Below are 23940 nucleotides of genomic sequence, written 5' to 3'. Positions count from 1 at the left end.
CGCCACCGGCGTGAACAATAAGAAACTGGAGATAGAACATGAAGCTGTTACGTCTGCGCCCCACCACGGTGGTGCTCTTCATGCTGTGCGCCATGTATTTCATCACCTACCTGGACCGCGTTAATGTCAGCACGGCCGCAGTGGGTTTCGGCGCCGAATTCAACCTCAGCAAAACCCAGATCGGACTGGTCTTTTCTGCCTTTGCTTACCCCTACCTCGTGTTCCAGATCATCGGTGGCTGGGTCAGTGACCGTTTCGGCGCCAAGCGCACGCTGGTGGTCTGCGGCCTGATCTGGGCAGCCGCCACGGTGCTGACCGGCCTTGCCGGCGGCTTCGTTTCACTGCTCGTGGCTCGTGTGCTGCTGGGCCTGGGTGAAGGTGCGACCTTCCCCGCGGCGACGGCGGCGATGTCGCGCTGGGTGGCCAAGGATCAACGCGGTTTCGCCCAAGGCATCACCCATGCGTTCGCACGATTGGGCAATGCGCTGGCCCCGGCAGCGATGATCGCGATCATGGCGGCATATGGCTGGCGGGAATCGTTTTATGTCTGCGCGGGCATCAGCTTTGTCTGGGTCATGCTGTGGATGCTGGTATTCACCGAACATCCGAAGGATCACCCACGCATCTCGCAACAGGAACTGGAAGTGCTGCCGCCGCCCAAACCCAAGAGCAAGATTGCCCTTCCCTGGGGTCGTCTGTTCAAACGCATGGGGCCCGTCACTATCGTCTATTTCTGTTATGGCTGGACACTCTGGTTGCTGCTCAGCTGGGTACCGATGTATTTCATGAACATGGGTCTGGACCTGAAAAATACGGCGATTTTCTCCTCTACCGTATTCTTCGGCGGCGTTGTCGGCGACACCCTCGGCGGGATCGTCAGCGACCGGATCTACAAACGCACGGGCGATTTGAACAAGGCGCGCAGTCGGATGGTTGCGATATGCCTGTCGCTGACCCTGGTCGCTCTCGTGCCGCTGATGTTCACCCATGACATGTATGTGTCCCTGGGCTGCCTGGCGGTGGCGTTCTTCTTCTCGGAAATGACCATCGGCCCGATGTGGGCCATTCCCATGGACATTGCCCCGGACCACTGCGGTACGGCCAGCGGCATGATGAACACAGGCTCGGCGATGGCGGCGATCGTCAGCCCTGTGGCGGCCGGCCTGTTGATCGACAAGTTCGGCAATTGGCAGTTGCCGTTTCTGGTCAGCATCGTATTGCTGGCGATCGGTGTGGTGCTGTCGTTCCGCATGCGGCCAGAGAACAAGTTCGATTACGGGAACCCTGTACGCCCCCAGATGCCTGAGGCGACTGCCGCCGTGGTTGCCAATAAATGAAAAAATACCTGTAGCAGCCCGGTTTGTCGGCGGCGGCGAGTTCAATAACGCGACCGCCGGCAAGCTGTGCTGTTACAGGTTGAGTGAAGCCGGTTCAACCGGGCCACACTCGTCAGCAATGCCCATCTCTCTGCCTGACCAATCCCTCAAGGGTGAATCGCGCCTGGGTCAGGACCACCTCGCGCACCAGCTCCATTTCCTTTTGGTCGATCGCCGTCCACTTCAGCGCTTCGAGCAACTTGGGCTTCTGCACTCTGAACGCCAGCCCCTGCGTGAACAGTGCCATCGAGTGAATCACTGTGCGCTCATCTTCAACTTCGAGCCCGGCCAGACGCGCGATTAGTTGGCGAACCACGTCGCCAATGCGTTTTTTGAAGCGGTCGTCGAAAGCCGTCGTCGCGCTTTCGGGGCATAGACCCGCCTGATGTCGATCTAAAAAGGCACGCCAGGCGTTGGTCTGCGGACTGTCCTGGATGGTCGTAACCACCGAGCTCAAAATGCCTAACGAAACGTCGATCAGCGCCTGATCGCTGATGTCGACATCGGCCAGGGCCTGCTCTGCCACGTCGACCGTATCGCCCATTTTTTGCCACAGCAGCGTGATCAAGTGTTCGACGCACGCCAGGTAGAGGCCTTCCTTGCCGTCGAAGTAATATTGCAGGGCAGGTGAATTCACGCCAGCAACGTTGGCGATATCCCGGGTCGATGCGCCGTCGTAACCGCGCTCGCCGAACACCGCAACGGCTGCCTCGATCAGGCGTGCGCGAGTTTCTTCACCGCGCTGATAACCACCTTCGGCGGCAGGTTTGTGTCGCGCCATATGCAGCTCCTTTCAGTACCCGGCCAAAATATACCACTTGACAAAAAATCGCGAAAAAACGAATTTATTCCGACTGATATAAATTCGGAGCGACCTGATGTCCGCTGCACAACCCTCCCCTCAGGTCATTCCTGAAGAAACCGTCAATGGCCAGCGCGGCAAGGCCCGACGGATACTGCTTATATTGGGCGCTGCAGCACTCTTGATCGGGCTGGCCTGGGGCGTGTGGTGGTGGCTCACCGGGCGCTTCATTGAAACCACCGACGATGCCTATCTGCAGGCTGACAGCATCAGCGTCGCGCCGAAGATCAGCGGCTACGTGGGCGACGTGCTGGTCTTGGACAACCAGACCGTCAAGCGCGGCGACATACTGGTGCGGCTGGACGCACGCAAATACCAGGCGGTCAGCGATGAAGCGTCGGCCACGATTGCGGCGCGCTCGGCCGACCTGGCCAAGGCCGAGGCGGATCTGGTACAGCAGGACTCGACGATTGCCGAAGCACGTGCACAGCTGCAAGGCGCAGAGGCCGACGCCAGACACGCTCAAACCGAAGTCGCCCGCTATGCGCCACTGGCACGCTCGGGAGCCGAACCGGAAGAACGACTTGCGCAGTTGAACAACGAACTGGCCCAGGCGCGCAGTACGGTCGCGGCGAAGCAGGCTGCGTTGCGCTCCAGCCAGACACGCTCCGGCACCTTGCAGGCTCAGCTCAAACAGGCGCAGGCGCAATTGGGGGTGGCCAAGGCCAGCGAGGCGCAGAGCCAGCTGGATGTCGATGACGCGGTCATCCGCAGCCCGCTCGATGGCCGAATCGCCGATCGCGGGGTCCGGGTCGGTCAATACGTGCAGCCCGGTACTCGACTGATGACGGTGGTGCCGGTGAACGCGATTTACCTGACCGCCAATTACAAGGAAACCCAGATCGGTGACATGCGCGCCGGCCAGACGGTGACCGTGCATATCGATGCGCTGCCGGGGCGCGACCTGCATGGCCACATCGACAGCCTGGCCCCCGGTACAGGGGCTCAGTTCGCGCTGCTGCCGCCATCCAACGCCACCGGCAACTTTACCAAGATCGTACAACGGGTGCCGGTGCGGATTGCGCTGGACATAAGCGATGATGTTAGTCCGGCGCTGGTCCCGGGTCTGTCCGCGACAGTGGAAGTGGATACCCGCACCGACAAGGCAGACGCCAGTCATGGCTGAAGCGACGCTGACCGATCTGCCCCCCGACAAGCCGCGCAACGCGTCACTGACTGACTGGATCGCTGTGGCTGCAGGCTCGTTGGGGGCTTTGCTGGCGACACTGGACATTTCGATCACCAACTCGGCGCTGCCGCAGATCCAGGGTCAGATTGGCGCGACAGGCACCGAAGGCACCTGGATCGCCACCGGCTACCTGATGTCGGAAATCGTCATGATTCCCCTCGCCGCCTGGCTGACGAGGGTGTTCGGCCTGCGCCGCTTTCTGATCGGCACGGCATTGATGTTCACGTTCTTTTCGCTGTTCTGCGGGCTGTCTTCGAGCCTCAGCGCGATGATCGCCGGGCGCATCGGCCAAGGCTTTGCCGGAGGCGCAATGATCCCCACCGCGCAGACCATCGTCCGTACACGCCTGCCGCCCCATCAGCTGGCAATCGGCACCACGCTGTTCGGAATGACCGCGATTCTGGGGCCGCTGATGGGGCCAGTGGTTGGCGGCTGGCTGACGGAAAACATCAACTGGCGCTGGTGCTTCTTTCTCAATCTGCCCATCAGCATCGCGCTGATTACCTTGCTGCTGACTGGCCTTCCCGCCGAGAAGATGAATCTGGAGCGCTTCATCAAAGCCGACTGGCTGGGCATTGTCGGGCTGGCGATGGGGCTCAGTTCGCTGACCGTGGTGCTGGAAGAAGGCCAGCGCGAGCACTGGTTCGACTCACTGCTGATCATCTGGCTGAGCATCGCCACGGTGGTCGGTTTCTTCCTTATTGCCGTCGGCCAAGTCAGGTCGAGTACGCCCATCCTGCGTCTGCAACTGCTGCTCAACGCCAGCTTCGGCAGCGTGTTGCTGATTGCCACGGCAGTGGGTGCGGGGCTGTATGGCACGGCTTACCTCGTGCCGCAATTCCTCGGCATTCTGTCGGGCTACAACGCGCAACAGTCAGGCTCGATCATGCTGCTGTCGGGCATTCCGGCGTTCTTGTTGATGCCGGTGCTGCCGAGAATGCTAGGCCGCTATGACATGAGACTGATGGTCGGCTTAGGCCTGTTGCTGTATTGGGGCAGCTGTTTTCTCGACACGCAACTGACCTCCGAAAGCGTCGGCCACGATTTCGCACTCTCGCAGTTGCTGCGCGGGTTCGGACAGATTCTGGTGATGATGCCGCTGAGTCAATTGTCCATGCGTTCGGTCGAGACCAAAGACGCGGGGGACGCTGCAGGGCTCTACAACATGTCGCGCAACCTGGGTGGCACGTTGGGCCTGGCGCTGCTCGGCGTGCTGATGGACCGGCGTAGTCACTTCCATGACGATGTGTTGCGCGAAGGCATCCTGGCCAACAGTCAGCTGGCGCAGGATCACATGGCGAGCGACACCGCGAGTTTTCTGGCCCAGACCGGCGATCCTTCCACTGCGCAACTGCAAGCGTTCATGCAACTGGCCAACGACATCTCGCAGCAAGCCTCGGTGCTGGCCTACAACGACGCGTTCCATGTGCTGGGCCTGGCCATGCTGGCTTGCCTTCCTCTGATCTTCATTCTGAAAAAGCGCGCGGCGCTGGCAGGCTCACGAAAATGATTGCTCGTTCATTCCCCCTCATCCTGACCGCCGGACTGCTCTGTGCCTGCACCGTCGGCCCGGATTACCACGGTGCGCCTGATGTCGCGCCGAAAACCCTGGCCGCAGGACGTCTGCCGCACGCCGACGACAGGGTATCGAGGGAACCAGCGGTCGCGCAGTGGTGGCAGTCGCTGGGAGACCCGCAGCTCAATGAACTGATCAGCCAGGCCCTGCTCAACAGCCCGGACATCGCCACGGCGCAGGCGCGCCTGCGGCAATCGCGCGCCAGCCTCAACAGCGCCGACGCCGATCTGCTGCCAAAAATCAGTGGTGATGCCGCGATGCTCAAATTGCGCTCTCCCGACACGTCGGCGCTCGGCGGCAGCAACGGCGGCGGTGGTCGCGGCCCGTTGACGCTCTATCTCGCCGGATTCGATGCCAGTTGGGAAGCCGACCTGTTCGGCGGCAATCGGCGCGCAATCGAAGCGGCGCAAGCAGAAGTCGAATCGTCCCAGGCGAGGCTGGCGGATGCCCAGGTGCAACTGGCGGCCGAAGTGGTGCAGACCTATGCCGATCTGCGCGATCAACAGGCGCGGTTGGCACTGGTGGACGCCAGTGTCAATATCGAAGATCAAGCGCTGGACCTCACCCGCCAACGGCGCGGCCGGGGCGTTGCCTCGCAGCTGCAACTGGAACAGGTGCTGACACAGGCGGAAAACACCCGCGCCCAACGTCTGCCGCTGCAAGCTTCGATCGTCGAGTCGGTGGATCAGTTGGGCTTGTTGTGTGGCCTGGAGCCTGGCGAGCTGGATGCCCGGCTCGACACTGCGCGGCCGCTGCCGTCGATCCCCGGCGAGGTGCCGTTCGCCGACCCAGCGGCCATTCTCAAGGCGCGTCCTGACATCCGCGTGGCCGAGCGTGCCCTGGCTTCGAGCAACGCACAGATAGGAGAAAAGCAGGCGGATTGGTTCCCCAAACTCAGCCTCATGGGCGACTTGTCGTTCTCGGCCGCCGATCCCGGCCACCTCGCGCGCAAGGACAACGGCACGTGGTTGCTACTGCCGCGACTGACCTGGAACATCCTCGATTTCGGTCGCGTGGCGGCCAGCGTCGAGGGCGCGCGAGCCGGGCATGACGAAGCCCTCGCGCAGTATAAAAGTGTGGTCTTAAGCGCGCTGCGTGATGCCGATGTCGCCCTCGCTCGTTACGGCCATCAGCGGGAAAACGTGGTCTTGCTGCGCAACGTCGAAGCATCGGCGGTGCGCGCTGCCGATCTGACCCGACAACGCTACCGAGCGGGCACCGCCAGCACTCTGGACTGGCTCGACGCCGAGCGCACTCGATACCAGGCGCAGGAAAGCCGGATCTCCGGCGATGCCGCGCTGCTGAAGGACTTCGCCTCGCTGCACAAATCGCTGGGGCTGGGCTGGACGCTATGACCGCCTGCACTTCACGATGCAGTGCCCCGCCGCGAGCGCGTTATCGTGGCGCTCCCCGGCGGGAAAGCCGCTCTCGCGGGCGTTCAACGCTAGATTGTGGACGTTCGTGGAATCGCTGCGCCGGCAAACCACGCTGCTACAGTCCTGCGGCGTACCGGGTGTTGGCGCGCAAGCTCACCCTGTAGCATTCCGGCTTGCCGGCGGTAGCGATCTCGCGAATGTTACCGCCGACAAGCTGGGCTGCTACAGATCTGTTAATTGCCTGAGCACCTGAGATTTACCGCCGATCCAACCAGACCGTCTGCGCGTTACAAAACTCGCGAATCCCGAAATGCGACAACTCCCGGCCAAAACCACTTTTCTTCACGCCACCAATCGGCACACGCGCATCGGATGCCGTGTAACCATTGATAAACACCCCACCGGTTTCCAACCGCGCAGCGATATCACGGGCTTTTTCCACATCAGCCGACCACACGCTGCCCGCCAGACCGAACTCACTGTCATTTGCCAACTCCACCGCATGCTCTGCATCGCGCGCAACGATCAGGGATGCCACCGGACCAAACAACTCCTCCTTGAACGAAGTCATACCGGGACGCACATCGGAAAGAATCGTCGGCGCATAGTAATTTCCCTCGCCAGCGATTTTCTCCCCGCCAAACAACAACGTTGCACCTTCGCTCAACGTTTTCCGGACCTGCTCGTGCAACTCGTCACGCAAGTCGTGACGCGCCATCGGGCCGAGGTAGTTCTCTTCGTTCAACGGATCACCGAACTTGAGCGCCTTGACCGCTGCCACGAACTTCTCGGTAAACGCCGGCAGCACACTTTCCTCGACGATGATGCGCTTGGCAGCCACGCAAATCTGCCCACTGTTCTGATAACGGCCAATCGTTGCCGCTTTCACCGCCTCATTCAGATCCGCGTCGGCCAGTACGATAAACGGGTCGGAACCGCCGAGTTCCAGCACGCATTTTTTCAGTGCAGCGCCCGCTTGCGCCGCAATGGCGGAACCGGCGCGAACGCTGCCGGTGACCGCGACGGCGGCGATTCGCGGATCGGCGATTGCCGTGGAAACGCCCTCGTTACCGACGTTGATCACCTCGAACACGCCCTCCGGCAAACCGGCTTCAGTCCACGCATCACGCAGCAGATAGGCGCTGCCCATGACGTTTGGCGCGTGCTTGAGTACGTAGGTATTACCCGCGAGAATCATCGGAATCGCCCCGCGCATGACCTGCCAGATCGGGAAGTTCCATGGCATGACCGCCAGGATCGGCCCGAGCGGCAGATAGTCGATATAGGCCTTGTCGTTTTCCACTGAAGTCTTTTCCGCAGCCAGCACGGCCGGGCCATTTTCCGCGTACCAGTCGCAGGTCACGGCGGTCTTTTCCACTTCGCCACGGGACTGGGCAATTGGCTTGCCCATTTCCGCGGTCATCATCTGCGCCAGCGCTTCGGCGTTTTTGCGCAGCACTTTTGCGATCTTGCGCAGTTGTTCGGCACGAACACTGACTGGCTCTTTGCGCCAGGCCGCGAAACCGGTAGCAGCCCGGTTCAGGGACTGTTCGAGATCAGCGGCGTGGTCGAACGGGTATTCGGCGATCACTTTGCCGGTGGCCGGGTTCAGCGAAATGGCGTGCGACTGGGATGCGTGTTGCGACATGACCAAAGTCCTCCTGTAAGGGTTGATCTTCACCGCCGGGCTGACGCCCGTTGCTGAAGTCCTGGGACCACGATAGGCTCTCGGAAAAATTTCCGATAATGAATAATTATCAAAAATACATTCTCTAAACGTGAACGATTGAGAGCGCCCATGGACCTGACCCAACTCGAGCTGTTCAAGGCCATCGCCGAAGAAGGCAGCATCACCGCAGCCGCTCAACGCCTGCACCGCGTGCCTTCCAACCTGACGACCCGGATCAAGCAACTGGAGCAGGAATTGGGCGTCGATCTGTTCATCCGCGAGAAGTTGCGTTTGCGCCTGTCGGCCACCGGTTGGACCTTCCTTGACTACACGCGGCGCATCCTTGAATTGGTGGAAGAAGCCCGGCAGGCGACGTCAGGCTCCGAGCCGCAGGGCGCATTCTCGCTGGGCTCGATGGAGAGCACGGCAGCGGTGCGCATCCCTTCCCTGCTCGCCGAATTTCATCAGCGCTACCCCAAGGTCGAGCTGGACCTTTCGACCGGCCCCTCTGGCGACATGATCGATGGGGTGCTCTCCGGGCGGCTCAGTGCAGCATTTGTCGATGGTCCTCTGCGCCATCCAGAGCTGGAGGGTATCGAACTGTTCGAAGAGGAAATGCTGCTGATCACCGCAGCCAGTCATGAACCAGTGACGCGGGCGCAGGAGGTGAGCAGCAAGACGGTGTATGCGTTTCGTCAGAACTGCTCGTACAGACGGCACTTCGAGGCTTGGTTCAAGGCGGACATGGCAACCCCCGGCAAGATCTTCGAGATGGAGTCCTATCACGGCATGCTCGCCTGCGTCACGGCAGGCGCGGGCGTGGCGATGGTGCCGCGCAGCATGCTCGAAAGCATGCCGGGGAGTCGCAATGTTCACGCTTATCCGCTGAGCGAGGAATTTCGCTATCTCAACATCTGGCTGACCTGGCGGCGCGGCGTGCGCTCCCCGGCACTCAACGCCTTCATCGATCTGGTGCAGAGCGCGGTGGCGCCCGACGCCGTACCATGCCTGGCGAATTAAGCGCTTGAGCCCTTGTTTCAGCCCTTCTTATAGCGCAACCATACCGCCCCGCCTTCCTGCACCTCGGCCGAGGATAAAGTCAGATGGGCAGGTTGCTTCCAGACATCGGCAGAGACTTCGAACGACGCCGGGTGCTCGCCCCTGCCATCCACCAATGGCAGGATCAGCACGCTCACTTCGTCTACCAGACCAGCGTTGACGAACGAGCCGCTGACGTGGGGGCCGCCTTCGACAATCAGCCGTTTGCAGCCCAGCTCCTTGCCCAGAATCTCGATCACTTGTTTGAGGTCGATGTCGCTTTTACCGGCGAAGATGTACGACACGCCCACCGATTGCAGGTAGGCCAGGTAATCGTCCGCAACGTCTTCGGTGAGCACTTCAACCACGTGCGAACCAAGGGCCTCGTTTTTCTTCCAGGCGACCTTGCCATGTGGGTCGATTGAGATCGCGTAGGTCTCGGCGTTACGTTCGACGAAGTGATGCGTGCGGGCGATGGGCGCTTTCGCCAGGCCTTTGGGATAGCCGTCGTCGTGAGCGATCTCTTGCATCGTCACTCGACCGCAGATCCAGGCGTCGAACTCAAAGGTCTGGGCCAGCTTCTCGTACAGATCGCCAGCGGCTTTCTTGAACGCGCGATCCCAGCCGTCAGTGAGGGCGTGACCGTCCAGCGACGACATCATGTGGCAGATGACATAAGGCTGCATGGGAAACTCCATAGGTGGATGAGCGATGTAGAACCGACCCGGAATGCGGCGCGATAGTTCAGCGCATTGCGACCGGCTCATCGACGCCCCAGCCCTTGCCTCGCCACCATAACGCAGGAGTATTCCGGCCGATCAGCGCGAGTGGCGAGCGTCGCTTGCGACGGTCTCGGTGCGGGCAGGAAAGGCCGCGACCCGGCATCGTCTAAAGGGGCCGTTGGCAAACCGGACTGCGACAGAGGATTGGCTAGGCCCTGAAAGGCACAGCCCAGAGCCCGCCAAAGCCTGCATCATTCGCGTTAATGACCACCATAAGACCGATTGTCTTCAGGTTTTCCCGGGCTCGCGTAACATCGCCCCATCACTTACCGCCCCATGACTGACACGGACTACCGACCATGACGATTCACCTGATCAACGCCGCCGTCCTCACCGTCGTCACTGTATTCCTGGTCAACCGCGCCTTCGCGCTGTACGACCTGGTGAAGGCAGCAACGGTTTCCGAGCACCTCTGAAACGGTCTCGCCATTTCGCCTGCGCTCGGTTCACGCTTTTGATTCTGCCCGAAGGAATGTCTGACTCCCCTGAAAGCTGCGATTCAGCCAATCAACAGCATTTCGGACCGGCCTTGCCGCCGTACCGCGCATCCTGGCGCTCTCGAAAGAACGCCTCATACGACATCACGGGCTGATCCGGATGAGTCTTTTGCATGTGCTCGACATAGTTGTCGTAGTCAGGCATGCCCACCATAAGGCGGGCCGCCTGCCCGAGGTATTTGCCGAGGCGACTGAGGTCATTGAACATCAGCGCGTTTCCGGCATCGCCTGAAACGGCGCTTCCTTGTCGCTGCGCTCTTTCTTGACCCACGCCGCACGACCGACTTTCACCGCATAGAACAGAATGCTCAGGACCACGAACAGGAACAATGCGGTCAACGCGGCGTTGGTGTAGGCGTTGAAGATCACGTGTTGCATCTGATCGACAGTCTTCGCCGGCGCAAGGATCTGACCGGCATCCGCCGCAGCGCTGTATTTCTTGGCCAGCGCCAGAAAACCTACCGCCGGGCTCGGGTCGAACAGCTTGATGAAGCCTGCGGTCACGGTGCAGATAAGCAGCCACGAAGCCGGCAGGATGGTGACCCAGACGTACTGCTGACGCTTCATCTTGATCAACACCACCGTCGCCAGCATCAGCGCGATACCGGCCAGCATCTGGTTGGAGATACCGAACAGCGGCCACAGTGTGTTGATGCCGCCCAGCGGATCGACCACACCCTGGTACAACAGATAACCCCACAACGCCACGCAACCGCCGGTACCGATCACGTTAGCGGTCCAGGACTCAGTGCGTTTCAGGGCCGGGACGAAGCTGCCCAGAAGATCTTGCAGCATGAAGCGACCGGCGCGGGTCCCGGCGTCAACCGCGGTCAGGATGAACAGCGCTTCGAACAGGATCGCGAAGTGGTACCAGAACGCCATGGTGTCCTGGCCTGGCAGCACCTGATGCAGGATCTGCGCGATACCGACAGCCAGGGTCGGAGCGCCGCCAGCGCGGGCCAATACGGTGTTCTCGCCGATGTCCCTGGCCACCGCGGTCAAGGTGTCTGGCGTGATAGCGAAGCCCCAGCCAGAGATGGTTTGCGCGACCGCAACCACATCGCCGCCGACCACCGCCGCCGGGCTGTTCATGGCGAAGTAGACGCCCGGATCGATGACCGATGCGGCAACCATCGCCATGATCGCCACGAAGGACTCCATCAGCATGCCGCCGTAACCGATGTAACGAGCGTTCTTCTCGTTATCCAGCAGTTTGGGCGTGGTGCCTGAGGAGATCAGCGCGTGGAAACCCGACACAGCACCGCAAGCGATGGTGATGAACAGGAACGGAAACAGCGCGCCTTTCCAGACCGGACCGGTGCCGTCGGTGAATTGAGTCAGGGCCGGCATTTTCAGCTCGGGCGCCAGGATCAGAATGCCGATCGCAAGGGCGACAATGGTGCCGATTTTCAAGAAGGTCGACAAATAGTCACGCGGTGCCAGCAGCAGCCAGACCGGCAGCATGGCCGCGACGAATCCGTAACCGATCAGCATCCAGGTGATCTGGATACCGGTGAAGGTAAAGACATGGGCCCACTCGGGGCTTGCCGCGACCTGACCACCGGCCCAGATCGACAGCAGCAACAGCACGACGCCGATGATGGAGATTTCACCGATACGGCCCGGGCGCACATAGCGCATGTACACGCCCATGAACATCGCGATCGGGATGGTCGCAAGCACCGTGAACATGCCCCACGGGCTTTCGGCCAGGGCCTTGACCACGATCAGTGCCAACACCGCGAGGATGATGATCATGATCAGGAAGCAACCAAACAGGGCGATAGTGCCTGGCACGCGACCCATTTCTTCGCGGACCATGTCACCCAGCGACCGGCCATTGCGGCGTGTGGACAGGAACAGGATCATGAAATCCTGCACGGCCCCTGCCAGCACTACTCCGGCAATCAGCCAGAGGGTGCCGGGCAGGTAGCCCATTTGCGCGGCCAGCACCGGGCCCACCAGCGGACCGGCGCCCGCGATTGCCGCGAAGTGGTGGCCGAAGAGAATGTGTTTGTTGGTCGGAACGTAATCAAGACCGTCGTTGTTCAGTACCGCCGGTGTGGCCCGGGTGGGGTCCAGTTGCATGACGTGATTGGCGATGAACAGGCTGTAGTAGCGGTACGCAACCAGATAAATGGCGACGGCGGCGACGACAATCCAGAGTGCATTGATGGTTTCACCGCGGCGCAGCGCGACGACACCCAAGGCGCATGCCCCAAGGGCAGCAACGGCGAACCAACCCAGATGTTTGGTCAGTCGGGTCATTGTGGGTCTCCTGCCCAAGCTCATGGCTTGCGGCGTAATTGTTATTGTGCGATCCGGGGTAACGGAGCGTCGCCACTATCCGCGCTGATGTCAGCAAGAGAAATTCGTATTACTACGGTTTCGACTGCGTAGTTCTACGCAGATACAGTCGGCGATGCGATTCCTTGTGAGAGCGAATTCATTCGCGGAAAATGGTTCAGACGATACATAGATGTCGGCTGTACCGGCCTCTCGCGAATGAATTCGCTCCCACGGTTTTTGATCTGCGCAAGCCCTTGCCCGGCGGCGACACCTGCCTCTGTGGGAGCGAATTCATTCGCGAAAAATGGTTCAGGCGATACATAGATGTCGGCTGTACCGGCCTCTCGCGAATGAATTCGCTCCCACGGTTTTTGATCTGCACAAGCCCCTGCCCGGCGGCGACACCTGCCCCTGTGGGAGCGAATTCATTGGCGAAAATGGATCAGGCGATACATAGGTGTCGGCTGTACCGGCCTCTCGCGAGTGAATTCGCTCCCACGGTTTTTGATCTGCACAAGCCCTTGCCCAGCGGCGACACCTGCCTCTGTGGGAGCGAATTCATTCGCGAAAAGATGTTCCGGTCATCCCGGATGTTCATGCTGTAATACCGCCCACAACAAACCCGTCGCGCCGGACACCCTCGCATGCAACTCAAACACAAGATCGTCGCCCTGGGCATTCTGCCGCTGATTCTGGCTGTCTCGGTGATCTGCGCGTTGGTCATCGTGCAGAACCAGCGTCTGGGCGAGCAGCAGGCCCAATTAATCGAAGACAGCATTCTGGCCAGCAAACGCGCGGAGTTGAAAAACTACGTAGAGATGGCCATGAGTGCTCTGGCGCCGATCTACGACAGCGGCCGCAACGACGAGCAGACCAAGCAGCAGGTGCTCGAAGAACTGGCCAAACTGAGTTTCGGCATCGACGGCTATTTCTTCGTCTATGACCAGAATGGCCGCAACCTGATGCACCCTCGGCAAGCTGCGCTGGTGGGCCAGGATTTGTGGAACATGACCGACCCACAGGGCCTGTTGGTGATCCGCGCCCTGCTGCAAAGCGCCGAATCCGGCGACGGTTTCCAGCATTACGCCTGGGAGAAGCCTTCCACCGGCCAGATCACCGACAAGCTCGCCCGAGTGGTCATGCTCAAGCGTTGGGGCTGGATGCTCGGCACCGGCATCTACCTTGAAGACGTCGAGCGCGCCACGCAGCAAGCGCGTCAGGAAGTCGCTCGCGGCATCTACGCGACCATGCTCGACATCGGCGGCGTAGCATTGATCGCCGTGCTGCTGGTGTTCGTCTGCGGCGTGACCCTCAATGCCAGCGAACACCGTCTGGCCGACCGCAAGCTGCAGATGCTCAATCAACGCATCATGAATCTGCAGGAAGAGGAACGCTCACGCCTGTCGCGTGAACTGCACGACGGCATCAGCCAGGTATTAGTGTCGATCAAGTTCCAGTTCGAACTGGCCGGGCTGCAACTGGAAGGCAACGATCAGCGTGGGCTGGACACTTTGCGTCAGGGTACCGAAAGACTGGGGGAAGCCATCGGTGAGATCCGCACCATTTCCCACGACCTGCGCCCTTCTCTGCTCGACACCCTCGGCCTCGCAGCGGCCGTCACCCAACTGGTGGCCGAATTCGAACAACAGACCGGGCTGACCATTCATTACACCCACAACCTGAGCAACCTCAAACTGGCCGAAGGCGCGCCTGTGGCGTTGTTTCGCATTCTTCAGGAAGCGCTGACCAACATAGAGCGCCATGCTCATGCGCAGAATGTCTTCATCGATCTGCAGGGCACCAAAAAGCAGGTGCAATTGACGGTTCGTGATGACGGCGTGGGCTTCCGGGTCGACGTCGAGCGCTTGCAGGAGATACAGGGCGGCATCGGTTTGCGTAATATTCGCGAGCGCGTCGAGCATTTCCATGGTCAGCTCAACCTCTACTCGGCACCTGGGCACAGTGAGCTGACCGTGACCATGCCGGTAACCGTCGCAGCATGATGACTTTTATCCAGACAGGAATCGCACCCCGCCCATGAGCGCCACCCAGCCCATTCGTATCGCCCTGGTCGACGACCATTCCCTGGTTCGCGACGGCGTACGCGCCCTGCTCTCGACCCGGCCGCTGTTCGAGGTGGTCGGCGAAGCCGAAAACGCTGCGCAGGCGCTGACGATGTGCGAAGCACTCAAGCCCGACATTCTGTTGGTGGACATCGGCCTGCAGGACATGAATGGCCTGGAATTGACCCAGCTCATTCGCCAGCGCTGCCCGGCGATCAAGATTCTGATCCTGAGCATGTACGACAATCAGGAATACGTCGTTACCTCGATTCGGGCCGGGGCCAGCGGTTATGTGCTGAAAAACGCGCCGTCACGCGAGATCGTTGCAGCGATCGAGGCGATTGCCACCGGCGGGACGTTCTACAGCGCCGAAGTGACGCTCAAGCTGGTGTCGAAGAAGACCGACGAAAACGAACTGACGCCGCGCGAAGTGCAAGTGCTGGTCGGGCTGGCGAAGGGGCTGGACAACAAGACCATCGCCCGGGATCTGGCAATCAGCGTCAGAACCGTCGAGACCCACCGTCTGAGCATCCGCCGCAAGCTCAAGGTCGACAAACCGGCGGGACTGGTCAAATACGCAATGGAGCATGGGTTGTTGTTGCCGTGAGCCCAGCGACACCTCTGATTCCCGAGAAACACAGAACCTGTGGGAGCGAATTCATTCGCGAGACGGCATTTCAGGCGCGAGAAAGGTATCGACCGAAACGGCCCCTCGCGAATAAATTCGCTCCCACAGTGGGTTTGCGTCCGCCTGTGGGGTTGGAGTCAATAGCCGCGACGAGGCGGTTATTCCTTCGGCAACACCTGCTCCGCCGTCTCCTGATCCGCTGGCAATGCAAATTTGAACGTCGCGCCCTGTCCCGGTACATCGAGCAGCTCGATCCGGTGCCCGTGCAATTGCAGAATCTGATGCACGATACGCAGCCCCAACCCGCCATCGCGCCGCGCGCCGCCAATGTTGAACGGGCGCAGAAACAAGCCTTCGCGCAGTTCGGGGGCAATGCCTGGCCCGCTGTCACTGACCGTCACTTCGACGAAGCGCCCCTTGGGTAGCAGCGACACCTTTACTTCCCCGTCGGCAGGCGTGTGCCGCAAGGCATTGTCCAGCAGGTTGGTCAGTACCCGCTCGATCAACCCCAGATCCGCATGCACGCCTGGAATCGACGGGGCAAAGTTTGGCGTCAGGGTCACGGCCTTGGCTTCGGCGCTGAGCTCGAACTTCTGGAAGATGTCCTGCACCAGGTCGGTCAGCGAAAAACGCTCCACCACCGGCACCACGAAACCATGCTCCAGGCGCACCAGCTCCAGCAGCGATTGCGCCAGGCCGCCGACCTTGCGGCTCTGATCCAGAGCGATGCCCAGATAACGCCGCCGCTCCTCGATACTCAGGCTGGCATCCTTGACCGAGAGCACTTCCAGATAACCATGCAGGGAAGCCAGTGGCGTGCGCAGGTCGTGGGAGATGTTCGCCACCAGCTCGCGGCGGTCCTGGCTCTGGCGCGTTAGGGTCTGCCACTGTTCGCTCAGGCGGCGCTGCATCTGCTTGAACGTCGCGTCGAGCACCGCGATTTCGTCATGCCCCTGCCGCATGGGTTCCACGGTCGAGGCAGGCAGGGCGACCGGCGCCGCATTGATGTCGAAGCGACCCACCGAATCGGTCAGGCGACGCAACGGCCGGGTGATCCAGCCGAACGCGGCAAGACCTGCCAGCAGACACAACAAGGCGATCAGACCGATTGACCACAGTGCCGTGCTCAAGGCCTCGCTGGTGGCGCCGCGCTCGGCAAAGCGGTCGTGGGCTTCGCCCAGCAGCACCACATAAAGAAAGCCCGCCGGCCTGCCCATGACCATCAGAGGCGCGGCGCTAAAAACCTTGCGCGCGTCCATGCTGCGCGGATCATCACCCAAAATGGGCAACGGATCGCCAGCCAGCAGCCTGCGAACCGGCGCCAGATCGACACGATCACGCAGCACCCGGTCCCTGGGCGCGGCATCGCCGACGATCTTGCCGTCGCCGTCCAGCAGATACACCTCCACGCTAGGGTTGACCAGCATCAACTGGCTGAACAGTTCGCGCACCGCATCCGGTTTCAGGCCATTGGCGTCCATCAGTTGGGTGTCGCGGGCGATGTGCTGCGCAAGATCCCGGGACAGCCCCTGCACGACCTCAAGCTCGTGCATCTTGTTGGAGCGCACCTGCAACCACACCGATGTGCCGCAACAGACCAGCAGCAACAGTGCAAAGACCAGTGACAATCGCTGGGTCAGGGTCATCTTCACGAGGCGTCCCCCGGTTTTTCTCCAGCGCCGTCCCCGAGGGCAGCGAATTTGTAACCGCGTCCCCAGACTGTGAGGATGCGCAACGGCTGCGCCGGATCTGCCTCGATCTTGGCCCGCAGGCGATTGATATGGGTGTTGACGGTGTGCTCGTAGCCTTCGTGGTTGTAGCCCCATACCGAGTTCAGCAGGTCCAGCCGGGAGAACACCTTGCCGGGCTGGCGGGCGAAGAAGTACAGCAGGTCGAATTCTCTTGGCGTCAGATCCAGCAGTCGGCCTTCAAGCGATGCTTCGCGGGTCAGCGGATCGATGAACAGACCGCCACCTGACAGACTCCCCGCCTCCATCTTCAGGTTGCGGGCCATGGCGTCCACCCGGCGCAGCAGCGCCTTGACCCGCGCCACCAGCTCCATCATGGAGAACGGTTTGGCCAGGTAATCGTCGGCGCCCAGTTCGAGGCCGAGAATCCGGTGCATCTCGCTGGAACGGGCGCTGGTGATGATGATCGGCGTGTAGCGGGTCATGGCCCGGGCACGACGACAGATTTCCAGACCATCGACGCCGGGCAGCATCAAATCGAGGATCAGCGCATCCCAGCCGCCCTGCTCCAGAAGATGCAGGCCCTTCTCGCCGTCGGCACTGTGTATGACTTCAAAGTGCTCGTCCCGCAAATGCAGGCAAATCAGGTCGGCGATATGGCTATCGTCTTCTACCACCAGAATGCGTTTGGGCTGATCCATGGAAAGCAAACCTTGCCGGCGCTGAGTGCGCGATGTCGCCATTGTGCCGATTTTAACCACGGTCAGTTATCACGAATTGTTTAACTCTCGGTGAGGATTCCGGGAACAGGCGGCGCCTAGTCTTGCTTCATCAGGTCACAGCTTCATCGCATCAAAGCGCTATCCCGCACGGGCCGTGCCAAGGAGACATTTCATGCTTTCGAGAAGACAGTTCATGGTGCTGAGCAGCAGCGTCGGCGTGGCGGCCATCGCGCTTGGGGTGCTGCCCAAATTTGCCGATGGCCAGACCATCGTTCCTCAGGACGCACCGGTTGGCACGTTCGAAGTCAGCCACAGCGACGCCGAGTGGCACGCGCTGCTCAATGACGATCAGTTTCAGGTGCTGCGCCGCGAGGCCACTGAACGGCCTTACAGCAGCCCGTTGAACGACGAGCACCGCAACGGCACGTTTGCCTGCGCCGGCTGCCAGTTGCAGCTGTTTTCCTCGACCACGAAATTCGACAGCCATACCGGCTGGCCGAGCTTCTGGGCGCCGCTGGACGACGCCATCGCGATCCGCACCGACACCTCGTTCGGCGTACTGCGCAAGGAAGTTCATTGTCGCCGCTGCGGCGGGCATCTGGGCCACGTCTTTACCGATGGGCCCAAGCCAACGGGATTGCGTTACTGCATGAATGGTTTGGCGATGACGTTTGCCGAACAGAAAAGCTGAGAACGCTTTACACCTGTGGGAGCGAATTCATTCGTGAAAAATGGTTCAGGCGACATAGACGTGTCGCATGAACCACCGCATCGCGAATGAATGCGCTCCCACAGATGACGCGCCTTTTTCCAGATCGTTAACCTGAACGGACCCATTCCCATGCTTCTGATCATCCTCGCCTACCTTGGCGGCGTGCTGACCATCGTCAGCCCATGCATTCTGCCCGTTCTGCCGTTCGTGTTTGCCCGCACCGGTCAACCCTTCGTGCGCAGTGGTCTGCCGTTGCTGGTGGGCATGGCCGTGACCTTCGCATTGGTGGCCACACTCGCGGCAGTAGGCGGCGGCTGGGTGGTGCAGCTCAACCAATATGGCCGTGGTCTGGCGCTGATCTTCGTCGCACTGTTCGGTCTCACCTTGCTGCTGCCGAAACTGGCCGAGCGTCTGACTCGCCCTTTGGTCGCTGCCGGTAGTCGGCTGTCGGAGAACGCAGGGGCGGATGCCAGGCCGAGTCCCTGGGCCTCATTCATGATCGGCGTCGCCACCGGCCTGCTCTGGGCACCCTGCGCGGGCCCGATTCTGGGTCTGGTGCTGACCGGCGCTGCCCTGCAAGGCGCGAGCATCGGCACCAGCCTGTTGCTGCTCGCCTACGCCGCTGGCGCCGCGACCTCGTTGGCGCTGGCGCTGCTCTTGGGCGGCAAGGTGTTCAGCGCGATGAAGCGCTCGCTGGGCGCAGGCGAGTGGATTCGTCGCGGTCTGGGCGCTGCCATGCTGGCCGGCGTCGCGGCCATCGCGCTGGGGCTGGACACCGGTATTCTCGCCCGTGTTTCGACGGCCTCCACAGGCGGGCTTGAACAGTCTCTGGTCGGTCGCCTGACCGGTAATGACGCGCAATCCCAAGGCGGCAACCTGCTGCAAGGCGGCGCGATGATGGCGCAGAACATCCCCGGCAGGGATGAGACTGGCGCCCGCATGCAAGCGTCGGGGGCGATGATGGCGGCCAAAAACAGTACACAGAGCCTGCCCGTAGAAGGCCAACTGCCGTCGCTCAACGGCGCGGTGCAGTGGTTGAATTCGGCGCCGCTGACAGCCGAGCAGCTCAAGGGCAAGGTGGTGTTGGTCGACTTCTGGACCTACTCATGCATCAACTGCCTGCGCACCCTGCCCTACGTCAAAGCCTGGGCCGACAAATACCGTGATCAGGGCCTGGTGGTGATCGGCGTGCATGCCCCTGAATTCGCCTTCGAACGCGACGTGAAAAACGTCACCAAGGCCATGGCCGATCTGGGTATCAACTACCCGGTGGCCATCGACAACGACTACAAGATCTGGCGCGCCTTCGATAACCAGTACTGGCCAGCCCACTACTTCGCCGATGCCAAGGGTCAGATTCGTTACCACCACTTCGGTGAAGGCGCCTACGACGAATCCGAGCGCGTGATTCAGGAGCTGCTGCGCGAAGCCGGCAATAACCAGATCAGCAGCGACCTGATCGATGCCAATGGCAATGGCGTACAACAGGCGGCAGACATGGGCGAGGTCAAATCGCCGGAGACCTATCTGGGCTTCGAGCGCGCCGAGAACTTCGTTTCTCCCGGTGGCGCAAAAGGTGACCGCGTGGCCAGCTACAGCACGCCGCAAAGTCTGGCGCTGAACGACTGGGGGCTGGACGGCCAGTGGAACATCGCCTCGGAACGCGCCAGCCTGAGCGCACCGAACGGCAAGATCGTCTACCGCTTCCACGCCCGTGATCTGCACCTTGTGCTGGGCCCTGGCAGCGACGGCAAACCGGTGCGCTTCAAAGTCCTGATCGACGGCAAGGCACCCGGTGATGCCCACGGCACCGACGTCGCGCCGGATGGCAGCGGCACCGTAACCGAACAGCGCCTGTACCAACTGGTGCGCCAGGCCGGCGATGTCGCCGATCACACTTTCACCATCGAATTCAGCGATCCGGGCGTGTCCGCCTACGCCTTCACCTTCGGTTGATTCGTCACGTTAAGGAGTGTCAGACATGAAAAGGTTCAACGTCTCAAGCCTCACTGCTGCACTGCCCGCCTGGCGTCGTACGGGCCTGCGTCTGCTGGTCGGGGCCATGCTGCTGCAGACCGCCGCCTGCTCGTTCGCTGGCGAAGATGCGGTGAGCATCGCTCCACCGCAGAAGGACGAGAGGGTCAGCGTTTCAGGCACCGAAACGGCCGTATTGGCAGGCGGCTGCTTCTGGGGTGTTCAGGGGGTGTATCAGCATGTACAGGGAGTGAAGAAGGTGGTGGCGGGCTATGCCGGAGGCAAGGCCGATACAGCTCAATATGAGCACGTAAGCGAGGGCGATACGGGGCATGCCGAGTCGGTAGAGATCACCTTCGACCCATCGCAGATCAGCTACGGCACGCTGCTGCAGATCTTCTTCTCGGTGGCCCATAACCCCACCGAACTCAATCGCCAGGGTCCGGACCACGGCACGCAATACCGCTCCGCGATCTTCCCGGAAAGCCCCGAACAACAAGCGGTGGCGCAGGCTTACATCGCACAGCTCGACACGGCGAAATCGTTCAATGCGCCGATCGTTACGAAGATCGAGCAATACAACGGGTTCTATCCGGCGGAAAACTATCACCAGAACTTCCTTACCACCCATCCCACCTACCCGTACATCGTGATCAACGACCTGCCGAAGGTCGGGCAGCTGAAACAGCTGTTCGCCGAGCGCTACAGTGAACAGCCAGTGTTGTTGAAAACGTCCATGTAAGGCGCGGCGTCCGTAAATCGCTGCCAGCAAGCCGGATGGCTAAAGGAGACAGCGTGTACGCAGAATCCCCGGCACACCACAAAGCCCGTAGGAGCCGGCTTGCTGGCGAACGGCGCGTCAGACGACGCAGCTGTGAGTGACGTAGCGCGTTCGCCAGCAAGCCGGCCCCTACAGTAGATCGGGGGTGCAGAGAAGAATGTGTTCGGCATCAAAAATGCGGATAAACACACGCCAATCAGGCGGACGATCCGCTGGTTGTGACCCGCGCGCGCTAGCGGTCCCATGTTGGCGGCAAGACTGACTCAGCGATTGGACCAGCCTTCCACCGTACGCACCAGTTCGGTCAGATCGCGATCGCCGCCGTCCTGTTGCGCAGCGACATTCCATAATTGCCGCGCGGCGTTGCCCAACCACATTGGGACGCCCAGGGCCTGACACTCCTCGATCGCCAGGCCGATGTCCTTGCATACGCTGGACTGCGGAAAACCGAAATCGAACGTGCCGGGTAATACGTGTTTGGGGAATTTATCCAGGGTTGCACCGTTCTTGCCGCTGCCCGCATTGATCACCGACACCATCACTTCGGGGTCCAGGCCGCCTTTGACGCCAGCGACGAACGCTTCACTGGTGATCGCGAACGCGGTTGTCGAGAGCATGTTGTTCAGCAACTTGAGCAACTGGCCCTGGCCCGGCTGTTCACCAACGATGAACACCTTGCCGAACACATCGAACAGCGGGCGCACCCGCTCGACCGCCGCAGGCTTGCCCGCCACCATTAGCGCCAGGCTGCCTTTTTTCGCACCGGCGGCGCCTCCGCTTACCGGCGCGTCCACGGTGTCGATGCCCTTCGCCGCAAGACCGCTGGCGACTTCCTGCTCGGCACGCGAACCAACGGTGGAAAGGTCCACCAGAATGCGCACCGAACGGCCCTCGATAATGCCCTCCGGTCCCAGCGCCACGGCCTTGAAAATCGCCGGGCTCGGGAGGCTGGTGAAGATGATCTCGGCGCTGTCGGCGACTTCTTTCACGTTGGCGGCGACTCGTGCGCCCAACGCGGCCAGTTCATCCAGCGCGCCCTGATCCTTGTCGTAGATCACCAGCGCATGACCCTGTTCCAGCAGGCGCCGCGCCATGGGCCGCCCCATGACGCCCACGCCGATAAAGCCCAGTTGTTGATTGCCCATGATTCGTTACCTGTCAGTTGAAGTTATCCGTCGTTCAAGCTGTCCATTGCCACGCCGCGCGCGTCTTCTGTAGTCGCAGCGTTTGGAGGTGGCTGACTCAAGACCGCTACCGTCGGCAAGCGGACCGCTACAAAGGGGTCGCGTTACACATGGCCAGACGCATCAGCGTTCCGGCATCGGTCGACTGTTCCAGCGCCCACAGCGCGTCCAGCAATGGTTGTGGGTCGCATCCGGATCGGCCATAGGCAGCCAGTTCACGCAATTTGTCTTGCAAAAACTCATCGCTCAGCGGTGCGCCAAGGCTGCCCAGTGAAAGCTCGACGGTGCGGCTCAGGGTTTCCCGAGACGCGAAGAAAATCTCGACGGTGGCGGAGTCCACCGAATAGCGCGGGTCATCGTTGAATTGCAGCCGTCCATACAGCTCACGCAGCCGCGGATCATTCACTGCTTCGTCAGTGAATTCGGCCAGCCCCGCCCTGCCCGTTGCCAGACTGACCGCGACGGCATGCTGCGCGCTGACCTGGGATTGCCTGCCCAGTCGAATGTCTGGCCGATCAGTGCGCTGGCGTAACAAAGGGTGGCCGGTCAGCTCGACGCGCAGGATGTCCTCCAGCGTCCAGTCGCGATCCCTGGATAACGCCAGACACGCCTGAATCACCGGATTGAGCACCACGCCACAGGGATAGGGCTTGTAGGTATTGGCCAACAAGGCCCAACGCTCGCCGAGGCCAGCGCTGACCTCTTGAAAGCGTGGCTGCTCGCCAAAGACCTTGAGGAAACCACGCTCGCCTTCCAGAGGCTGATCCGGCCCGGCAAAGCCATGCTGGGCCAGTAACGCCGAGAGCAGGCCATTACGCGCGGCATTGCCGACGCCGATGCTCTTCGCCGCGCTGCCCAGCGTTTCCACCAGACCACCCGCCTGGGCGCTGGCACTGCCGAACGCCCAGACCAGCTGGCGGGCGTTTAGACCGAGTACTTTGCCGACCGCTGCGGCCGCACCGAATAGCCCGCAAGTCGATGTAATGTGCCAGCCGCGACTGTAGTGCTCTGGCGAGATGGCCATGGCCAGACGACACTCGACCTCGACGCCCAACACGAACGCCAGCAGCAGTTGCTCACCGCTGACAGCCTGGGTTTCGGCCAGCGCGAACAGCGCGGCAGCCACAGGCGCCGTGGGGTGAAGGATGGTCGGAATGTGCGTGTCGTCGTAGTCGAACACATTGGCGCTCATGGCGTTCAGCGAGGCAGCGTTGAGCATGTCCATGACCTCGCCGCGGCCAACCACATGGGCCTGGCCGCCAGCGTTGAAACGTGAGAACAGCCTCGCCGCTGTTACCACGTCGGGATCGCTGCAACCGGCAAGCGATACCGCGAAGTAGTTGACCAATGCGCGCTTGGCTTCATGCCGAACATTGGCGGGGATGTCGGACCATGTGGTGTGTTCGATGAATGTCGCCAGTTGATGGCTCAAAGTTTGGCTCATGGGTTATCCCGTTGTTGAACGTATACACAGTCGCTGATCACTTGTAGGCGTCGGCTTGCTGGCGAATGCGGTGGGTCAGCTACAGATGAG

General features: G+C 61.2%; 19 protein-coding genes. 10 read left to right on the top strand and 9 right to left on the bottom strand.

Going from position 1 to position 23940, the window contains the following annotated elements:
* The first annotated feature begins 38 nt into the window (after positions 1-38).
* Positions 39-1337 (top strand): MFS transporter, encoded by a 1299-nt coding sequence (locus ACRER8_RS02415; protein ID WP_431744766.1) that lies wholly within the window; start codon positions 39-41, stop codon positions 1335-1337.
* A gap of 112 nt (positions 1338-1449) precedes the next feature.
* Here the strand turns inward: ACRER8_RS02415 and ACRER8_RS02410 are convergent, their stop codons facing one another.
* On the bottom strand, positions 1450-2157 hold the full coding sequence (locus ACRER8_RS02410) for a CerR family C-terminal domain-containing protein (RefSeq protein WP_431744765.1): 708 nt from the start codon (positions 2155-2157) through the stop codon (positions 1450-1452).
* Positions 2158-2254: 97 nt separating this feature from the next.
* Between ACRER8_RS02410 and ACRER8_RS02405 the strand changes: the two genes are divergently transcribed.
* Genes ACRER8_RS02405 through ACRER8_RS02395 form a run of 3 tightly spaced genes read left to right on the top strand, consistent with a single transcriptional unit; the run spans position 2255 to position 6358 of the window.
* Positions 2255-3364: an HlyD family secretion protein gene (locus ACRER8_RS02405; RefSeq protein ID WP_431744764.1), complete on the top strand. Its 1110-nt coding sequence runs from the start codon at positions 2255-2257 to the stop codon at positions 3362-3364.
* Positions 3357-4937: a DHA2 family efflux MFS transporter permease subunit gene (locus ACRER8_RS02400; RefSeq protein ID WP_431744763.1), complete on the top strand. Its 1581-nt coding sequence runs from the start codon at positions 3357-3359 to the stop codon at positions 4935-4937. Before ACRER8_RS02405 ends, ACRER8_RS02400 begins: the two co-directional genes overlap by 8 nt.
* Complete coding sequence (locus ACRER8_RS02395; protein WP_431744762.1) at positions 4934-6358, top strand: efflux transporter outer membrane subunit; 1425 nt, start codon at positions 4934-4936, stop codon at positions 6356-6358. The genes ACRER8_RS02400 and ACRER8_RS02395 overlap by 4 nt, the downstream gene beginning before the upstream one ends.
* Positions 6359-6635: 277 nt before the next feature.
* Here ACRER8_RS02395 and ACRER8_RS02390 read toward each other — a convergent pair whose 3' ends face one another.
* Positions 6636-8027, bottom strand: a complete 1392-nt coding sequence (locus ACRER8_RS02390) for an aldehyde dehydrogenase family protein (RefSeq protein WP_431744761.1) — start codon at positions 8025-8027, stop codon at positions 6636-6638.
* Positions 8028-8177: 150 nt separating this feature from the next.
* On the opposite strand from ACRER8_RS02390, the gene ptrR reads away from it, so the two are divergent.
* Positions 8178-9068, top strand: a complete 891-nt coding sequence (gene ptrR, locus ACRER8_RS02385) for a putrescine utilization regulator PtrR (RefSeq protein ID WP_431744760.1) — start codon at positions 8178-8180, stop codon at positions 9066-9068.
* A 17-nt stretch (positions 9069-9085) separates the two neighbouring features.
* Here ptrR and ACRER8_RS02380 read toward each other — a convergent pair whose 3' ends face one another.
* The 3 genes from ACRER8_RS02380 to ACRER8_RS02370 all read right to left on the bottom strand — a co-directional run bounded on the left by ACRER8_RS02380 (position 9086) and on the right by ACRER8_RS02370 (position 12633).
* The gene (locus tag ACRER8_RS02380) at positions 9086-9772 is read right to left on the bottom strand and encodes a dihydrofolate reductase family protein (protein ID WP_431744759.1); all 687 of its coding nucleotides are present in this window, start codon (positions 9770-9772) and stop codon (positions 9086-9088) included.
* A gap of 603 nt (positions 9773-10375) precedes the next feature.
* Positions 10376-10573 carry a YbdD/YjiX family protein gene (locus ACRER8_RS02375; protein ID WP_346831135.1) on the bottom strand — a complete coding sequence of 66 codons (198 nt, stop codon included), beginning with the start codon at positions 10571-10573 and terminating at the stop codon, positions 10376-10378.
* Positions 10573-12633, bottom strand: a complete 2061-nt coding sequence (locus tag ACRER8_RS02370; protein WP_431744758.1) for a carbon starvation CstA family protein — start codon at positions 12631-12633, stop codon at positions 10573-10575. The genes ACRER8_RS02375 and ACRER8_RS02370 overlap by 1 nt, the downstream gene beginning before the upstream one ends.
* 665 nt (positions 12634-13298) lie before the next feature.
* On the opposite strand from ACRER8_RS02370, the gene ACRER8_RS02365 reads away from it, so the two are divergent.
* Positions 13299-14657 (top strand): cache domain-containing protein, encoded by a 1359-nt coding sequence (locus ACRER8_RS02365; protein WP_431744757.1) that lies wholly within the window; start codon positions 13299-13301, stop codon positions 14655-14657.
* A 34-nt stretch (positions 14658-14691) separates the two neighbouring features.
* Positions 14692-15324, top strand: coding sequence for a response regulator (locus ACRER8_RS02360; RefSeq protein WP_431744756.1), 633 nt, complete (start codon positions 14692-14694; stop codon positions 15322-15324).
* 179 nt (positions 15325-15503) lie between these two features.
* Here the strand turns inward: ACRER8_RS02360 and ACRER8_RS02355 are convergent, their stop codons facing one another.
* Together ACRER8_RS02355 and ACRER8_RS02350 are read right to left on the bottom strand one after the other, a co-directional pair.
* Positions 15504-16997, bottom strand: a complete 1494-nt coding sequence (locus ACRER8_RS02355) for a sensor histidine kinase (RefSeq protein WP_431744755.1) — start codon at positions 16995-16997, stop codon at positions 15504-15506.
* Positions 16994-17734 (bottom strand): response regulator transcription factor, encoded by a 741-nt coding sequence (locus ACRER8_RS02350; RefSeq protein ID WP_431744754.1) that lies wholly within the window; start codon positions 17732-17734, stop codon positions 16994-16996. Before ACRER8_RS02350 ends, ACRER8_RS02355 begins: the two co-directional genes overlap by 4 nt.
* 193 nt (positions 17735-17927) lie before the next feature.
* On the opposite strand from ACRER8_RS02350, the gene msrB reads away from it, so the two are divergent.
* The 3 genes from msrB (at position 17928) to msrA (ending at position 21183) form a co-directional block, all read left to right on the top strand.
* Positions 17928-18446: a peptide-methionine (R)-S-oxide reductase MsrB gene (gene msrB, locus ACRER8_RS02345; protein ID WP_431744753.1), complete on the top strand. Its 519-nt coding sequence runs from the start codon at positions 17928-17930 to the stop codon at positions 18444-18446.
* A gap of 150 nt (positions 18447-18596) precedes the next feature.
* Positions 18597-20423 carry a cytochrome c biogenesis protein DipZ gene (locus ACRER8_RS02340; RefSeq protein ID WP_431744752.1) on the top strand — a complete coding sequence of 609 codons (1827 nt, stop codon included), beginning with the start codon at positions 18597-18599 and terminating at the stop codon, positions 20421-20423.
* A 25-nt stretch (positions 20424-20448) separates the two neighbouring features.
* Positions 20449-21183: a peptide-methionine (S)-S-oxide reductase MsrA gene (msrA, locus tag ACRER8_RS02335; RefSeq protein WP_431744751.1), complete on the top strand. Its 735-nt coding sequence runs from the start codon at positions 20449-20451 to the stop codon at positions 21181-21183.
* Between the two features lie 302 nt (positions 21184-21485).
* Here the strand turns inward: msrA and ACRER8_RS02330 are convergent, their stop codons facing one another.
* Both ACRER8_RS02330 and ACRER8_RS02325 read right to left on the bottom strand, forming a co-directional pair.
* Positions 21486-22367, bottom strand: coding sequence for an NAD(P)-dependent oxidoreductase (locus tag ACRER8_RS02330; RefSeq protein ID WP_431744750.1), 882 nt, complete (start codon positions 22365-22367; stop codon positions 21486-21488).
* Between the two features lie 127 nt (positions 22368-22494).
* The gene (locus ACRER8_RS02325) at positions 22495-23850 is read right to left on the bottom strand and encodes an MmgE/PrpD family protein (RefSeq protein WP_431744749.1); all 1356 of its coding nucleotides are present in this window, start codon (positions 23848-23850) and stop codon (positions 22495-22497) included.
* Positions 23851-23940 lie beyond the last annotated feature (90 nt).

The sequence above is a fragment of the Pseudomonas sp. genome, from assembly GCF_050739935.1.
In the GTDB taxonomy this organism is placed as follows: Bacteria; Pseudomonadota; Gammaproteobacteria; order Pseudomonadales; family Pseudomonadaceae; genus Aquipseudomonas.
This window is presented reverse-complemented; position numbering and strand designations above follow the sequence as displayed.

What these genes read in the sequence shown, in the direction of transcription:
- ACRER8_RS02415 (WP_431744766.1), top strand. Translation starts at nt 39, where the DNA reads ATGAAGCTGTTACGTCTGCGCCCCACCACGGTGGTGCTCTTCATGCTG.
- ACRER8_RS02410 (WP_431744765.1), bottom strand. Translation starts at nt 2,157, where the DNA reads ATGGCGCGACACAAACCTGCCGCCGAAGGTGGTTATCAGCGCGGTGAA.
- ACRER8_RS02405 (WP_431744764.1), top strand. Translation starts at nt 2,255, where the DNA reads ATGTCCGCTGCACAACCCTCCCCTCAGGTCATTCCTGAAGAAACCGTC.
- ACRER8_RS02400 (WP_431744763.1), top strand. Translation starts at nt 3,357, where the DNA reads ATGGCTGAAGCGACGCTGACCGATCTGCCCCCCGACAAGCCGCGCAAC.
- ACRER8_RS02395 (WP_431744762.1), top strand. Translation starts at nt 4,934, where the DNA reads ATGATTGCTCGTTCATTCCCCCTCATCCTGACCGCCGGACTGCTCTGT.
- ACRER8_RS02390 (WP_431744761.1), bottom strand. Translation starts at nt 8,027, where the DNA reads ATGTCGCAACACGCATCCCAGTCGCACGCCATTTCGCTGAACCCGGCC.
- ptrR (WP_431744760.1), top strand. Translation starts at nt 8,178, where the DNA reads ATGGACCTGACCCAACTCGAGCTGTTCAAGGCCATCGCCGAAGAAGGC.
- ACRER8_RS02380 (WP_431744759.1), bottom strand. Translation starts at nt 9,772, where the DNA reads ATGCAGCCTTATGTCATCTGCCACATGATGTCGTCGCTGGACGGTCAC.
- ACRER8_RS02375 (WP_346831135.1), bottom strand. Translation starts at nt 10,573, where the DNA reads ATGTTCAATGACCTCAGTCGCCTCGGCAAATACCTCGGGCAGGCGGCC.
- ACRER8_RS02370 (WP_431744758.1), bottom strand. Translation starts at nt 12,633, where the DNA reads ATGACCCGACTGACCAAACATCTGGGTTGGTTCGCCGTTGCTGCCCTT.
- ACRER8_RS02365 (WP_431744757.1), top strand. Translation starts at nt 13,299, where the DNA reads ATGCAACTCAAACACAAGATCGTCGCCCTGGGCATTCTGCCGCTGATT.
- ACRER8_RS02360 (WP_431744756.1), top strand. Translation starts at nt 14,692, where the DNA reads ATGAGCGCCACCCAGCCCATTCGTATCGCCCTGGTCGACGACCATTCC.
- ACRER8_RS02350 (WP_431744754.1), bottom strand. Translation starts at nt 17,734, where the DNA reads ATGGATCAGCCCAAACGCATTCTGGTGGTAGAAGACGATAGCCATATC.
- msrB (WP_431744753.1), top strand. Translation starts at nt 17,928, where the DNA reads ATGCTTTCGAGAAGACAGTTCATGGTGCTGAGCAGCAGCGTCGGCGTG.
- ACRER8_RS02340 (WP_431744752.1), top strand. Translation starts at nt 18,597, where the DNA reads ATGCTTCTGATCATCCTCGCCTACCTTGGCGGCGTGCTGACCATCGTC.
- msrA (WP_431744751.1), top strand. Translation starts at nt 20,449, where the DNA reads ATGAAAAGGTTCAACGTCTCAAGCCTCACTGCTGCACTGCCCGCCTGG.
- ACRER8_RS02330 (WP_431744750.1), bottom strand. Translation starts at nt 22,367, where the DNA reads ATGGGCAATCAACAACTGGGCTTTATCGGCGTGGGCGTCATGGGGCGG.
- ACRER8_RS02325 (WP_431744749.1), bottom strand. Translation starts at nt 23,850, where the DNA reads ATGAGCCAAACTTTGAGCCATCAACTGGCGACATTCATCGAACACACC.